The organism is Streptococcus mitis, from assembly GCF_016658865.1.
Classification (GTDB): Bacteria; Bacillota; Bacilli; order Lactobacillales; family Streptococcaceae; genus Streptococcus; species Streptococcus mitis_BT.
In genome coordinates this window covers 697,413-711,103 of sequence record NZ_CP067992.1, presented here as the reverse complement: position 1 = coordinate 711,103, position 13,691 = coordinate 697,413, and the positions used below count along the sequence as shown (strand labels likewise).

At 39.5% G+C, this 13,691-nt stretch carries 15 protein-coding genes; all 15 read right to left on the bottom strand.

The features are described from left to right. Positions 1–8: 8 nt before the first annotated feature. Positions 9–719 carry a thiol-disulfide oxidoreductase-associated membrane protein CcdA2 gene (ccdA2, locus tag JJN14_RS03550; RefSeq protein WP_201058928.1) on the bottom strand — a complete coding sequence of 237 codons (711 nt, stop codon included), beginning with the start codon at positions 717–719 and terminating at the stop codon, positions 9–11. A gap of 164 nt (positions 720–883) precedes the next feature. After that, positions 884–1,432, bottom strand: a complete 549-nt coding sequence (locus JJN14_RS03545) for a GNAT family N-acetyltransferase (protein WP_201058927.1) — start codon at positions 1,430–1,432, stop codon at positions 884–886. A gap of 251 nt (positions 1,433–1,683) precedes the next feature. Further along, the gene (gene nadE / locus JJN14_RS03540) at positions 1,684–2,508 is read right to left on the bottom strand and encodes an ammonia-dependent NAD(+) synthetase (RefSeq protein WP_201058926.1); all 825 of its coding nucleotides are present in this window, start codon (positions 2,506–2,508) and stop codon (positions 1,684–1,686) included. Then, positions 2,505–3,965, bottom strand: a complete 1,461-nt coding sequence (locus JJN14_RS03535; RefSeq protein ID WP_201058925.1) for a nicotinate phosphoribosyltransferase — start codon at positions 3,963–3,965, stop codon at positions 2,505–2,507. The genes nadE and JJN14_RS03535 overlap by 4 nt, the downstream gene beginning before the upstream one ends. 115 nt (positions 3,966–4,080) lie before the next feature. Beyond that, the gene (locus JJN14_RS03530; RefSeq protein ID WP_101784569.1) at positions 4,081–4,569 is read right to left on the bottom strand and encodes a DUF6773 family protein; all 489 of its coding nucleotides are present in this window, start codon (positions 4,567–4,569) and stop codon (positions 4,081–4,083) included. Then, the gene (locus tag JJN14_RS03525; RefSeq protein WP_180947990.1) at positions 4,559–4,768 is read right to left on the bottom strand and encodes a helix-turn-helix transcriptional regulator; all 210 of its coding nucleotides are present in this window, start codon (positions 4,766–4,768) and stop codon (positions 4,559–4,561) included. Before JJN14_RS03525 ends, JJN14_RS03530 begins: the two co-directional genes overlap by 11 nt. Before the next feature lie 389 nt (positions 4,769–5,157). Beyond that, entirely contained in the window at positions 5,158–5,886 is a 729-nt protein-coding gene (locus JJN14_RS03520) for a hypothetical protein (protein WP_201058924.1), read from the bottom strand. A 15-nt stretch (positions 5,887–5,901) separates the two neighbouring features. Continuing rightward, positions 5,902–6,747 carry an ABC transporter ATP-binding protein gene (locus tag JJN14_RS03515; RefSeq protein ID WP_201058923.1) on the bottom strand — a complete coding sequence of 282 codons (846 nt, stop codon included), beginning with the start codon at positions 6,745–6,747 and terminating at the stop codon, positions 5,902–5,904. A gap of 372 nt (positions 6,748–7,119) precedes the next feature. Further along, a complete protein-coding gene (locus JJN14_RS03510; RefSeq protein WP_201058922.1) occupies positions 7,120–7,530 on the bottom strand; it encodes a GNAT family N-acetyltransferase in 411 nt (136 codons plus the stop codon). Between the two features lie 100 nt (positions 7,531–7,630). Continuing rightward, positions 7,631–8,995 carry an amino acid permease gene (locus JJN14_RS03505; RefSeq protein ID WP_020903458.1) on the bottom strand — a complete coding sequence of 455 codons (1,365 nt, stop codon included), beginning with the start codon at positions 8,993–8,995 and terminating at the stop codon, positions 7,631–7,633. Positions 8,996–9,070: 75 nt separating this feature from the next. Next, on the bottom strand, positions 9,071–9,553 hold the full coding sequence (gene greA / locus JJN14_RS03500) for a transcription elongation factor GreA (RefSeq protein WP_000818768.1): 483 nt from the start codon (positions 9,551–9,553) through the stop codon (positions 9,071–9,073). Positions 9,554–9,613: 60 nt separating this feature from the next. Then, positions 9,614–11,308, bottom strand: coding sequence for an endolytic transglycosylase MltG (gene mltG / locus JJN14_RS03495; protein ID WP_201058921.1), 1,695 nt, complete (start codon positions 11,306–11,308; stop codon positions 9,614–9,616). A 79-nt stretch (positions 11,309–11,387) separates the two neighbouring features. Next, complete coding sequence (locus JJN14_RS03490) at positions 11,388–11,882, bottom strand: GNAT family N-acetyltransferase (protein ID WP_020902221.1); 495 nt, start codon at positions 11,880–11,882, stop codon at positions 11,388–11,390. Further along, positions 11,879–12,340, bottom strand: coding sequence for a GNAT family N-acetyltransferase (locus JJN14_RS03485; RefSeq protein ID WP_084862533.1), 462 nt, complete (start codon positions 12,338–12,340; stop codon positions 11,879–11,881). Before JJN14_RS03485 ends, JJN14_RS03490 begins: the two co-directional genes overlap by 4 nt. 9 nt (positions 12,341–12,349) lie before the next feature. Then, positions 12,350–13,684 (bottom strand): UDP-N-acetylmuramate--L-alanine ligase, encoded by a 1,335-nt coding sequence (gene murC / locus JJN14_RS03480; protein WP_020902223.1) that lies wholly within the window; start codon positions 13,682–13,684, stop codon positions 12,350–12,352. Positions 13,685–13,691: the final 7 nt, after the last annotated feature.

Below are 13,691 nucleotides of genomic sequence, written 5' to 3'. Positions count from 1 at the left end.
CTTCCTCTCTATTCAAATAATCTTGTTAAAATAGAAGCATTTCCCAAAAGTACCAAGATTCCCATCACGATGATGAGGAAACCACCCACTTTTTTGAGGGTTCCTAGATAAGGATGGAGTTTTCGGAAATGTTTCAAAACATAGCTGGAGGCTAGAGCTAGAACCAAAAATGGTAGCGCCAAACCCAGCGTATAGATTAACATGAGACCAGCTCCCTGCCAAGCACCTGAGCCACCTGAAGCCGCCAAGGCCAAAACAGAGCCCAGAACTGGCCCTACACAAGGCGTCCAAGCAAAACTAAAGGTCAAGCCCAGTAAAAATGCCTGACTATAGCCCTTACCCTTTTGCCCCTGTCTCTTTAATTGTAACCTTCTTTCCTTGTAAAGCCCTTGAAAATGTAAGACTTCCATCTGGTGCAAGCCCAAAAGAATGATAACCGCACCCGTCACATACTGAAACCAAGAAGCATACAACAAATTGCCTAAAAAACCAGCTCCATAGCCTAGTAAGATAAAGATAAAAGAAATACCCGCTATAAAGGCCAGAGTTCGCAATAAACTAACAAATGAGATTGAAAATTTGCCACTAGAAGCCTGAGCACCATCTTTATCATCCAACAAGACCCCTGCATAAACCGGTAACAAGGGTAAAATACAAGGAGAAAAGAAGGAAAGAATTCCAGCCAGAAAAACACTGATAAAAAAGATTATATTATCCATTGCCTTCCTCCATTCTTTGATTTGATAGGACTATTATAGCCCCAAAACTCCAGAAAAAACAGGGGCAATGATAGGGAAAAATAGGAATTTAATCAGGTTATTTAGAAATCTTACAAAAAAGCCAGACACAGTCTGACTTTGATGGAAACTGAAAAGAAAATTCACTAGTCTTCCCTACTTATCTGATAATAAATAAGGTCCGCAAGATAGCCTTTTCTCTCTACACCATTGGTAATAGTCTTTAGATAGGACATTCCAGCCTTCTCCATGACACGACCTGAAGCTGGGTTGAGACTGGCATAACGTGCCTTGACTTCTTGAAAGCTTGCTTGAGTAAAACAGAAGTCCAAGATAGCTTTCAAGGCCTCTGTCATCATACCATGACCCCAGTATTTCTTGCCTAGAACATAGCCAATTTCACAAGAAGAATCGTTCTCATCTATTGCAACGATGCTGATATCTCCTATCACCTGCTCTGGCTTTTCTTTGAGACAAATGGCCCATTTGTAATAGTTGGGATTTGTATAAGAGGCAACCCAATTACGAATGGAATTTCGAGTCACATCGACATCAGAATGGGGATCCCAAGTGACATAGGTCAGATTCTCAGCGGATGAAGCCCAATTCTGAAACATGGCTTCTGCATCACTTTCCACAAATCTTCGCAAGATTAAACGATCTGTGTGTAATATTTGCGTACCGATTGCTTTCATGACGCTACCTCGCTTTCTGATAGATGATTCTATGTCCAATCTCCATTGAAACTTGTTTTACTTTCTCGTTTCTAGACTCGGGATTCAAGTTCCAGGACCTTCCTCGTTTTCTTATTTCTAGACTCAGTCTGAAAACCTCCACTGGAGGTTATTCTTGCTTCCCAGTTTCTAGGCTCAAGCTAAAAAGGTCCCCCGGACCTTCTTCGCTTTCTTATTTCTAGGCTCAGGGTAAAAACCTCCACTGGAGGTTTTTACTCCCAAAAGTCATCAAATACGGTGATTGGTAGGTGGCGTTTGTGCTGGCCTTTGTGCCACCAGTTTTCAATAGTCATTTGGGCTTCTGGGCTGATTGTTTTGCCTTCCAGGTAGTCATCAATTTCATTGTAAGTGACTCCAAGTGCAACTTCATCAGCTAGGCCTGGTTTGTCTTCTTCTAGGTCTGCTGTTGGGATTTTTTCATAAAGGGCTGGGTCTGCACCAAGTTCCTTCAAAAGTTGCTTTCCTTGTCGTTTATTGAGACGGAAAAGGGGTAAAATATCTGCACCACCGTCGCCAAACTTGGTAAAGAAACCTGTGATATTTTCCGCAGCATGGTCTGTCCCAATGACCGCTCCGCTATGGGCACCAGCAAGGGCATATTGGGCAATCATACGGCAACGTGCCTTGATATTTCCCTTATTGAAGTCTGAAACAGAGCTTCCTGTCGCTTCAACTGCTGCCGTCATAGCGTCGGCTGATTCCTTGATATTAACCACTAAGCTGACATCTGGCTGGATAAAGGCTAGAGCTTTTTGAGCATCTGCTTCATCAGCTTGCACTCCGTATGGCAGGCGGACAGCGATAAATTTGTAGTTATCATCTCCCGTTTCTGCTCGCAGTTCTTCCATAGCTAATTGAGCCAAGCGACCTGCCAAGGTTGAGTCCTGACCTCCAGAAATCCCTAATACAAAGGTTTTTAGGAAGGGATGTTTTTTCAGGTATCTCTTTAAGAAATCAATAGAACGACGGATTTCTTCTTGGGCATCAATCACTGGTTTCACGCCCAGTTCTTGGATAATCGTTTCTTGCAAACTCATTCTTCTTCTCCTTCACCGAGTGCTTCCTTGCGCATCTTGTCAATCAAGTCCATCTTGTCTTGCCATACATCACGCGCCAAATCTACTGGATAGTGCTGAGGATTGAGCACGCGCTTGTACTCATCCCACAACTTGTCAAATTCCTTACGGGCATAAGCCTGAATCTCAGTCAAGCTAGGCAGGTTGTAAATCAATTGCCCGTCCTTGAAAATATCCACCAAGAGAGGAACAGCATCAAAATTACGAACAGTCTTCTTGATGTAGGTATAAGTCGGATGGAACATCTTGATTTCTGTCATGTCGCTCACATCCACACCATCATAGGTGATGTAGTCACCCTCTGACTTACCTTTTTCACGACTAGTAATGCGCCACACCTGCTTCTTACCTGGCGTAGACACTTTTTCCGCATTATTAGACAGCTTGATGGTGTTGCGCATCTGACCATTTTCATCTTCGATGGCCACAATCTTATAAACTGCCCCAAGCGCTGGCTGGTCATAGGCTGTAATCAGCTTAGTTCCCACACCCCAGACATCAATCTTAGCCTTTTGCATCTTGAGGTTGAGGATAGTATTTTCATCTAGGTCATTTGAAGCATAAATCTTAGCCTCTGTAAATCCAGCCTCGTCCAGTTGCTGACGAACTTTCTTGGAAATGTAAGCAATATCCCCAGAGTCAATCCGCACACCCATAAAGTTAATCTGGTCACCCAACTCACGCGCCACCTGAATGGCAGCTGGCACACCGATGCGAAGGGTGTCATAAGTATCCACAAGAAAGACGCAATTTTTATGGGTCGCAGCGTAAGCCTTGAAGGCCTCATAGTCATTACCATAAACCTGTACCAAGGCATGGGCATGGGTCCCCAAGACAGGAATGTCAAAGAGTTTACCAGCACGCACATTGCTGGTTCCATTGGCACCACCAATCACCGCTGCGCGTGTTCCCCAGATAGCCGCATCCATTTCTTGAGCCCGACGTGTCCCAAACTCCATCAAGGGTTCATCTTCGATAACCGAACGAATACGAGCTGCCTTAGTCGCCACCAAGGTCTGGTAGTTGACGATGTTCAAAAGGGCCGTTTCAACCAACTGACATTGGGCTAGAGGGCCTTCCACCTGCACAATCGGTTCATTAGCAAAAACCAAATCCCCTTCTTGGGCAGAACGAACGGTCAACTCCAACTTGAAATTGCGAAGATAGTCCAAGAATTCCCCATGATAGCCAAGCGACTCCAAATAGGCAATATCACTATCTGAAAAACGCAAATCTTCAAGATAGTTCACAATTCTTTCCAAACCAGCAAAAACCGCATAGCCATTCTTAAAAGGCTGTTGGCGGAAATAAACCTCAAAGACCGCCTTTTTATTGTGAATCCCTTGGTCAAAGTAAACCTGCATCATGTTAATCTGGTACAAGTCCGTGTGCAATGTCAAACTATCATCTGGATACATACTTTTCCTACTTCCTTAGCTAGAAATACATGAAAATTTTCAAAAACTTTCATGTATCCCAATAAATTAGTACTATTATATCACATTTTAGCTGGATTGCGAAAAGAGTAACAAGCTATTCTCCACTCTCCAGTTCATCCATATCTTGTTCAAACTTTTTCTGAGCCCATTCACCATAGCTCTTAAGACCAAGATTGCCAATAAAGACCCAGGGAAGGTAAATGATATAAGTAATAGCCCAAGCAGACAGGTATTTAACGTTCAAAGGATTGTGCTGATAAATTTCTATGTTGAATTGATAATTCTGTAACATCAAAAGAGCCGTAATAGCCAAGGTTAGGAAAAAACAACCCAAAATCGTAAAATGAAAACGACTATAGTAGGTCACTCCCAGATAACGGGCACGATTGAAAAAGAAGAAAATTCCTACTATCAGAGTATAGACTAGAAAATTCGGATTAAAAAGAGATGGAGCCAATACAGCCACCAAATAGCTTAGAAGCACCAGCCCAATAAAGAGGGAAAAGGATTCCGCCCCAGCTTTATTGATTAGTTGTTCTTCTCTTTCGTCAAGTAATTGATAATGAATGAATTTAGTTATCATCTTCTTCCTCCCAAAATAGTTGGTCTAGTGTTTTCCCTAAACATCTGCAAATGGACTGGCAGAGCGAGAGACTGGGATTGTATTTTCCCGCCTCTATCAAACCAATAGTCTGACGCGTTACCCCAACAGCCTCTGCCAGTTGACCTTGTGTTAAATCAAGCTCCACACGAGCTAATTTTAATTTTAAATTTTTAGCCACCTGCATCCTCCTTATAGTTTTAATACTCATCTGCTCTTAAAAAATCCAAAACTATTACAAGCTGTCAGCTATTTATTATAACCTCATTAATTAGCACTCCAATATTATCTTCAGCCTAAAATCAGTATGTTGGATTGTTTGAAATAAACTCCCTAGCTTGCTATTTGATTTTTTGTTTAGTATTAGCTTTAGTAGGATCTTTTAAACAAGTTTTAATTGCTTGTATTTCTTGTATTTCTTGTTTAGTTGCTTTCATATCACTATTATATAATGCTTTTGGAAATGAGTCTAGCATAAGACAAAAACGTGTACACTGCAAGAGCAGGGGCATAGCAAGATGACTGATTTTTTTACTAGATTTTAAGTCTGCAAAATAATACTAAACGAAACTAAAATGAATACTCCTTGCTTTTCTTAAGAGTGAAAAAATATAATAAAATGATTGTAGTGATTACCACAAGATACTGACTAATAGACATCGTATTTGAAGCAACAAATACAGGTAAGGAATAAAAAGGAAGAAGTTCAATTGCTTTGATAAACAAATCATTACTAGTGTTCATCATAATCGTATTTAATATATTAGGGATAAATAGTAGTAAAGCTACTAAAATACCAAATACCAAGCCACTTTTCAATTTGTATAAATAGAAAGTGTAAGATAATAGAAAATAAAATAGAACTAACAAAATTGTATTGACTACAATGGCTACTATAAAATCTAATCCTAAATCACCTGGAACACCCAATTTACTTACGATGACTAGTAATACAATGCCATTCAAAGCATAAATAATGGAAACTGAGATGGCATATAGAAAATTGGACAAAACGTAAATCATCCGATTTTTCTGTTGATTATAAAATAAACTTATAGCATTGTGGGAAAAATCCCTACTAATAATTCGGTTAGCATGTATAACAGCCATTAACATACCGAGCATAGCATAAAAATTTGAAATATGCTTAATACCAAGTGATGTCCCTTGACTCTTTAGAATAAAGAATGTAACCAGTATCGGCGGTATAAACGAGATAAACAATCCAAGATATATTACGCCTGATGAATATAAATCTCTTATATTTTCCTTAAGAAAATTTAATTTATTTAATTTCATGCTTATAACCTTCCTTTATTTTGAACGATTTAGATAAATATCTTTAAGCGTCTCTTTTTTAGTTTCAAAATCAACTACTTTAATAGAGTTTTCGTTAAAAAATTTAAAAAGCTCACTACTTTGAATATTCCCAGACATAGTAATTCTCAGTCCCTCTTCCTGAACAATATCCCCAAATTCTTGTTTGGTAATGAAAATGTCTCTATCTGTAGCTGATGAAAAAGCTATCTCAAACAAGCAATTATGACTATCTTTTCCTACTTTTTGAAATGTCAAAAGCCCGTTCTCCAAGAAAAGAACCCTTTCACAAATTTCTTCAATATCTTCTAATTTATGACTCGATATTAAAATTCCCACATTTTCATGTAAAGCTAAGTTTTTTAGAACCGCTAAAACTATTTGTGATGATTCAATATCTAAACCATTAGTCGGTTCATCTAAAATCAATATATCAGGTTCCGTAACGAGAGTTAGAAGCAAAGCTAATTTTTGTTTTGTACCCAAAGAATAGGTCTTTACTTTTTTATTAATAGACTGAGTCAAATCTAACTCTTGAATCAAACTCCCAAATCTTTCTTGATTGTAGTCAACACCATATAAATTTGACAAATATTTTAAATTCTCTAAACCTGTTTTAGATAAAAATAACTTTGGTTCTTCGATTAAATACCCAACATTATCACTACTTATAATATTCCCTGCAGTCGGTTGATTATTCTGAACAATAATTTTCATCAATGTACTCTTACCAACTCCGTTTCTCCCTACTAGACCAACAATTTCACCCTTATTAAGTGCGAAATTTATATCTTTGAGAATGGTTGAATGACCATAATGCTTACTTACATTTATAACTTCCATTTTTTATTCCTCCATTAATATTCTTGGTTTTCTCTTTGATTCTCATTAATTTTAAAAAGTTGCGCCTCTTTTCAACATTATTATATCATATATCTAACCTAATGCAATATATAAATGTCATTTTGTAAAATTTTATTAACAAAAAAAACTCTCTACCATAAAAAATAGAGAGTGTTGAATCTAAATATATGATTTCAAAATTTCGACGACATCATTTCTTTTCTTAACCTGATAAGCCTTGATGCCCACCTTCTCAGCTGCGATTATATTGTCCTCCATATCGCCTAGAAAGACACAATTTGTAGGATTTAACTGGTATTTATCGAGACTTATGTCAAGCTCCCCTCTTTGCCTTATGCTTTCATCTTCTACTTACAAATTCTTTTGGTAATAAAATCTTTGTCCTGTGTAGGGATAGTCTTGCAAGGTAAAAACTTCCTTGTAGCCATGGCTTAGATAAAAGTCTGGTGCCTGAAACTGGTAAGTATTGACAAATGCAAAACGACAGTTTCGATTCTTGGCTTCACTTTCTGCCTGTTGCAATAGTTTTGAACCGATTCCTTGCCCTCGCTGTTCCTCTTTTACAAACAAATACTCGATTTCCAACCAATTTCCGAAAGTCTCAGCAACCAAGCCAGCCATAAGATTGCCGTCTTCATCTTCTACATAAAGATTAAGTGGCACACTTTCAGCCTCTTCTCTTTTGGAACGGTTATAAGCACGAATCAAATTCCCAATTTCTTGTGCTTTCTGGGATTTCTCATTTTCCAATCTAAAGTACATCTAAACCTCCTCGAAAACTGATACAGCTTGATTATAGTCTTATTTCAATGGACTGTCAAACTAGCAAAAACCCACCAACCTAAGTTGATGAGTTTCAAATCTATTTTCTAAATTTCCACTGGCTATAAATACCAAAACCGATAATCCAGATAGCTGAACCAATTGCTCCTACAAATGTAGACTCTTGTAAAAAGAGAGTCACAAAGACAAAGGCAAAGAAGAGCATGGTTAAAGGATTTAGGAAACGATAATGGGGCATGAGATAGCCATCCGCCATAAAGTCTGGTGATTTGCGATACTTGAGGTGAGCCACCATAATCAAGATATAAATGGCGATATAAACACCTGATGATGATGCCGTAATCAAAGCAAATGCATCCGAAACTCCAGGCAAGACATTGATAAAGGCCGCTAGGGCAATCAAGATTGCTGAAGCTATGATAGCATTTTGTGGCACATTATGGCGAGAAAGGGTATCTGCCTTGATTGCTTTTAGGAATGGATTTGGCGAATCATGGGCAATCTGGTACAAATGACGTCCTGTTGAATAAAGAGTTGAGTTAAGAGCAGATGCTGCTGAGGTCAAAACGACGAAATTAATCAAGGCTGCCGCCCACTTGATACCGGCCAATTCAAATACAGTAACAAAAGGTGAATCAGCGGATGCAAGTTCACGCCAAGGAATAATGGACATAATGGCTAAGAGAGCTCCACCATAGAAAAAGACGATACGCAAAGGAATTTCCTTAACGGCTTTTGGCAAGACCTGACGTGGATTTTTGGTTTCAGAAGTTGTGACCCCGATAAACTCAATCATGAGGTAGGCAAAGAACACCATCTGGAAGGCCATGACAAAGTTCACTCCACCATTTGGGAAGAGAGAGAAATTATCAGTAATATTGGCCAAACTTGCTACGCCATGAGGTGTCTTAAAGCCTGTCAAGACCATAAAGACTCCTGTGGCAATCATGGCTAAAATAGCCACAATCTTGACCATCGCAAACCAAAACTCAACTTCTCCAAAGAGCTTAACCGCAATCAGATTAACCAAGGCTAGAATGGTCAAAAATCCAATCTCAATCATCCAACTTGGCCAGCTAGGGAACCAAAACTGAACATAGTGAGAGATGGCTGTGATTTCCGCCATACCGATAAAGACAACGGATAGCCAGTAAGACCAAACCGAGAAATAACCCCAGCCCTTGCCTAAATGGCGCGTGATAAAGTTGATAAAGGTATGTTGCTCAGGGTCTTGGTAGAGCATTTCCCCAACCGCACGCATCATGAGGAACATGAAAGCCCCAGTAATCATATAAATCAGTACAATAGAAGGACCTGTTAGGCTGATAGAGCGACCTGCTCCCAAAAAGAGTCCTGTTCCGATTGTTCCTGCAATGGCCATAACCTGCACATGACGATTGGTCAGACCACGCTCCATCTTATTTTTTTTCTTCTTTGAACTCATATCGTCTCCAATTCAATTTAAAATGGAAAAAGGAGTGAGTGAAGCGCATTGCCTCCCCACTCCTTTTTTCTGCTCTTAGGCTGTTTTTTCAACCTTCAAGATTTTTACATCATAGCTACCAACAGGTGTTTCAATGGTTGCTGTATCACCTGTTTTCTTGCCAATCAAGGCTTGTCCAATCGGGCTTTCATTTGAAACCTTACCTGCAAAGGCATCCGCACCAGCTGAACCTACGATAATATAAACTTCTTCTTCGTCCTCACCAATTTCTTGGATAGTAACTGTTTTACCAATCGCTACTTCGTCTTGGGCAACTGAGTCGCTATTGACGATTTCAGCATAACGGATTTTTGTTTCCAAGCTAGAGATTTGTCCTTCGACAAAGGCTTGTTCATCCTTAGCTGCTTCATACTCACTGTTTTCTGAAAGGTCACCGTATGAACGGGCAATCTTAATGCGTTCTACCACTTCTGGTCGGCGGACCAATTTCAATTCTTCTAATTCTTTTTCAAGTTTTTCCTTTTCCTCAAGGGTCATAGGATATGTTTTTTCTGCCATATTTCTCAACTTTCTTTCGATAGTATTGAATCTCTATCTGAGATTCTCAAGTTTGTAGTCTTAGTTTGAACTACTATTTTGAGTAAGTTTACTATTAACGTGCTCAGCTACATTGCGATCATGTTCTTCCTGAGTAACTGCGTAATAGACTTTACCATCTGTAACATTGGCTACAAAGTAGAGGTTCTCACTCTTAGTTTGGTTGATACTTGCTTCAATCGCGTCCTGACTTGGACTATCTACTGGACCAGGCATCAAACCAGGTTTTGTATAAACATTGTATGGTGAATTAATCGATGTGTCAATTCCAGCATCGTCTGCTAGGCTAATATTTTGACCGAGTTTGCCTTGGGCATACAAGATTGCAATATTGCTTTGAAGTGGCATACCAAGGTTCAAGCGATTGTAGAAAACACCTGCAATCAACTTACGATCTTCAGTCTTAGCACCTTCTTTTTCAACAAGAGAAGCAATGGTTAGCAATTCATTAACTGTCAAGTTTTTAGACTTAATTGCACTATAGTGTGGAGTCAAGGTCTTATCCATAGCTGCCAGCATCTCATCAATCAAGCTTTCAATAGTTGTGCTTTCCTTGATAGAGTAGGTCGCTGGGAAAAGATAACCTTCCAAACGGTAACGAGCTCCACTTTCTTTCGTTGGCAAGCTTTCGAGTAGGTTTGGATATTTAGCAACTTCTTGACTGATAAAGTTGTCATCTTGCACCTTAGCCAAGAAAGCATCCGCAGTCAAAGGCTCTTTAAATTCACCTTGTAATTGGCCTACAGTTTGAGCAATTTGCTCAATTGTATAGCCCTCTGGAATGGTCAAATCTGCAAGTGATGGTTCTTGAGGTTCAGGAGTACCACCTTTTTGAAGTTCCTTGATGATATCCTCTGTACTCATGCTCTTTTGCAAATTGTAATATCCAGCCTTCAGATCTGAATAATTCTTATATTTTGCATAGAAAGCAAAAATCACACCGTGTTTAATCACACCAGAATGTTCAAGTGCTGATCCAATCTCTTGGACATTGGATCCTTCTGGGATTTGAACGGTTACATATTCCTTAGAATTTGCATCAACAGGTAGCAAGGATGACTGAACATACTGATAACCGAAGTAACCACCTGCCGAAATCAAGGCTAGGAAAATCAGTAGAGAAATGAAGAATGCCTTCAAATGTGATTTTTTCTTCTTAACTGGTTTAACTGGCTCACGGCGACTACGTCTAGGAACTGAACCTAGGCTATCTGCCGATTCAGCTAACTCAGATAGCTCATTATCCACTGCAGGAGTACTAACTTCTTCCTGTTGTCTACTTGTTTTATACGACACCGCAACCTTTGTTGGAATCTCGTTAAATTCTTTGTCTTCGTTAAGTTTTACAGGTTCTACTTTTGGTTGAACTGGCTCGAAAACAGGTTCTACTGGTTCAACTACCGCTTCAATTTTAGGTTCTGCAACTTCTTCATTTCCTGCAATTTCATCCGAAATATTATTAGAACGTGATGGAACACCAGGAGCATTCTTTAATATTTGATCCACAACAGAAAGAGAATTAGCCATCAACTCTTCTGCTGAAGGTTCATGTTCCTGAGTTGAAGGATCTACTGAATCTTCTTGAGATAAAGGAGTTTCAAAACTTGTAATCTCGTTTTCTTGCTCACTTCTATCTTGTTTTTTTACTCTCTCTAAATCACGTAAAATTTGCTCTTTAAAGCTTAATTTTTCGTCTTCTCTTGTTTTTTCACTCAAAAGTTTATCCTCCTCGTTGACAATCCATAATATTATATCTTAAAAACGAAAGAAAAGCAACCTAGCATGCTTTTCTCGCTTATTTTTTAGCTTCCCAGACCATATCATACCAGGTTTCCCCTGCAAAGGTTGACTGAGACCGGCCTTCATTGACAAATCCATGTTTTTCGTAGTAGGCGATGAGATAGTCATGACAGGTTAGGTTAATACCTTCTCTTTCGTGTTCAAGAGCCAACTCTTTCAAGGCTGTTAATAATTTTTGACCAAGTCCAAGGCCCTGTGCTTCCTTGGCAATAGAAAGACAGGTCACAGAGATATAACCACTCGGCTCATGACTATAATCTTCTATCTCTTCTGTAAAAGACTGATCTTGCAGATGGCGGTATGGTCCAACTGGCCCTTCTATATACCCCATGATTCTGCCTTCTTTTTCTGCAACTAGAAACGAGGTCTGAATTTTTCGCAAATGAGCTTCAAAAACCGAGCGAGGAATGGCTTCTTCAAGTGAGAAATTTTCTAGTTCAATCTCAACGATACGATCTAAATCTTCTAATCTTGCTTTCCTGATTTTCATTGTGCCTCCAGATAAAAGGGATTAAACCAAATCATACTAAAACCTTGACTAGCTGCATAAAGGGAAGTTTCTTCATCAATAAAACCGTTCATTTCAAAATAGGATAGCAACTCATCAGGACTCTTCAAACGAATAGCTTTGTAATCCAGCTCAACCGCCACCTCTTTCAAGGCTGCAAGAAGAAGCGTGCCCAAGCCCTGTCTCTGATGGCCAGAGTCAATGACTAAAGAATGCATTTCTAGACATTGCGGATTATGTGGCTGAGGATCGCCTAGAACATAGCCCAGAAGCTGATTTTCATCCCTAGCTAGAAGAAAGGTATCCGCACACTTACGGATACTTTCTTCTAAAATATGGGAAGGTTGCTGCTTTTCAGCTGGAAAAGATGAGGCCTGAAGTGCCTCTATCTCAGTTAAATCAGACTTACTTGCCCGAATGATTTTAATTGGAATTTCCATGAGAACTTCCTATTGAACATTGCTTGTCAGGTTAGACAAGAGACGCTCGAATGAATATTCATAGGTTTGGATATCTCCTGCTCCCATAAAGACGTAAACAGCATTGTCATGGTCTAGGAGTGGAGAAACATTTTCAACAGTAATCACTTGGTGTTTCTTATTGATTTTATTGGCTAGGTCTTCTACCTTAACATCACCATGGTCTACTTCACGAGCAGATCCATAAATTTGGGCTAGATAAACAGCATCCGCTTGGTTCAAAGCGTGGGCAAATTCGTCCAACAAGGCAATGGTTCTTGTAAAAGTATGCGGTTGGAAGACTGCAACAATTTCCTTGCTTGGGTATTTCTGACGAGCCGCATCCAAGGTCGCAATAATTTCTGTTGGATGGTGGGCAAAGTCATCGATAATCACCGTATCATTGACAATTTTCTCAGTGAAACGACGCTTAACACCGGCAAATGTTTTCAGGTGTTCACGCACCAAGTTTAAATCAAATCCTGCTGTGTAAAGAAGACCAATAACAGCTGTTGCATTCATGATATTGTGACGACCAAAGGTTGGAATGTGGAATTGACCCAGCTCTTGTCCACGGAAGTGAACTGTGAAGGTTGAACCAGTTGTTGAACGAAGAAGATCACTAGCTACAAAGTCATTACCTTCTGCTTCAAAACCATAATAATAAATTGGTGCATCAGACGTAATCTTACGCAATTCAGCATCTTCTCCGTAGATAAACAAACCTTTGGTAATTTGTTTAGCATAGTCGTTAAAGGCATTGAAAACATCCTCTAGACTTGTGAAATAGTCTGGATGGTCAAAGTCAATGTTGGTGATAATAGAGTATTCTGGGTGATAAGGCATAAAGTGACGCTCGTATTCGTCAGATTCAAAGACAAAATATTTAGCATTGGCCGAACCACGACCAGTCCCGTCTCCAATCAAGAAGCTAGTATCTGTAATGTGAGACAAGACATGAGACAACATCCCAGTAGTTGAAGTTTTTCCATGCGCTCCAGCTACTCCCATGCTGACAAAGTCACGCATAAAGCTACCTAGGAACTCATGGTAACGTTTGTAGCTAATGCCATTTTGGTCCGCATAGGCAATTTCGACGTTGTTATCTGGACGAAAGGCATTTCCAGCGATAATTTCCATATCACCGTCTAGATTTTTTTCATCAAAAGGAAGAATAGTAATCCCTGCCTGCTCAAGACCACGTTGAGTAAAGTAGTACTTTTCAACATCTGATCCCTGTACCTTATGCCCCATTTGGTGCAACATCAAGGCCAAGGCACTCATACCTGATCCCTTAATTCCGATAAAATGATATGTCTTTGACATGTTTTCT

Bases quoted from the DNA above. Each gene is read 5' to 3' on its own strand.
- JJN14_RS03510 (WP_201058922.1), bottom strand. From the start codon at position 7,530: ATGTACTTTAGATTGGAAAATGAGAAATCCCAGAAAGCACAAGAAATT.
- nadE (WP_201058926.1), bottom strand. From the start codon at position 2,508: ATGAGTTTGCAAGAAACGATTATCCAAGAACTGGGCGTGAAACCAGTG.
- JJN14_RS03515 (WP_201058923.1), bottom strand. From the start codon at position 6,747: ATGGAAGTTATAAATGTAAGTAAGCATTATGGTCATTCAACCATTCTC.
- JJN14_RS03530 (WP_101784569.1), bottom strand. From the start codon at position 4,569: ATGATAACTAAATTCATTCATTATCAATTACTTGACGAAAGAGAAGAA.
- greA (WP_000818768.1), bottom strand. From the start codon at position 9,553: ATGGCAGAAAAAACATATCCTATGACCCTTGAGGAAAAGGAAAAACTT.
- JJN14_RS03520 (WP_201058924.1), bottom strand. From the start codon at position 5,886: ATGAAATTAAATAAATTAAATTTTCTTAAGGAAAATATAAGAGATTTA.
- JJN14_RS03490 (WP_020902221.1), bottom strand. From the start codon at position 11,882: ATGAAAATCAGGAAAGCAAGATTAGAAGATTTAGATCGTATCGTTGAG.
- JJN14_RS03485 (WP_084862533.1), bottom strand. From the start codon at position 12,340: ATGGAAATTCCAATTAAAATCATTCGGGCAAGTAAGTCTGATTTAACT.
- JJN14_RS03545 (WP_201058927.1), bottom strand. From the start codon at position 1,432: ATGAAAGCAATCGGTACGCAAATATTACACACAGATCGTTTAATCTTG.
- JJN14_RS03505 (WP_020903458.1), bottom strand. From the start codon at position 8,995: ATGAGTTCAAAGAAGAAAAAAAATAAGATGGAGCGTGGTCTGACCAAT.
- ccdA2 (WP_201058928.1), bottom strand. From the start codon at position 719: ATGGATAATATAATCTTTTTTATCAGTGTTTTTCTGGCTGGAATTCTT.
- murC (WP_020902223.1), bottom strand. From the start codon at position 13,684: ATGTCAAAGACATATCATTTTATCGGAATTAAGGGATCAGGTATGAGT.
- JJN14_RS03535 (WP_201058925.1), bottom strand. From the start codon at position 3,965: ATGTATCCAGATGATAGTTTGACATTGCACACGGACTTGTACCAGATT.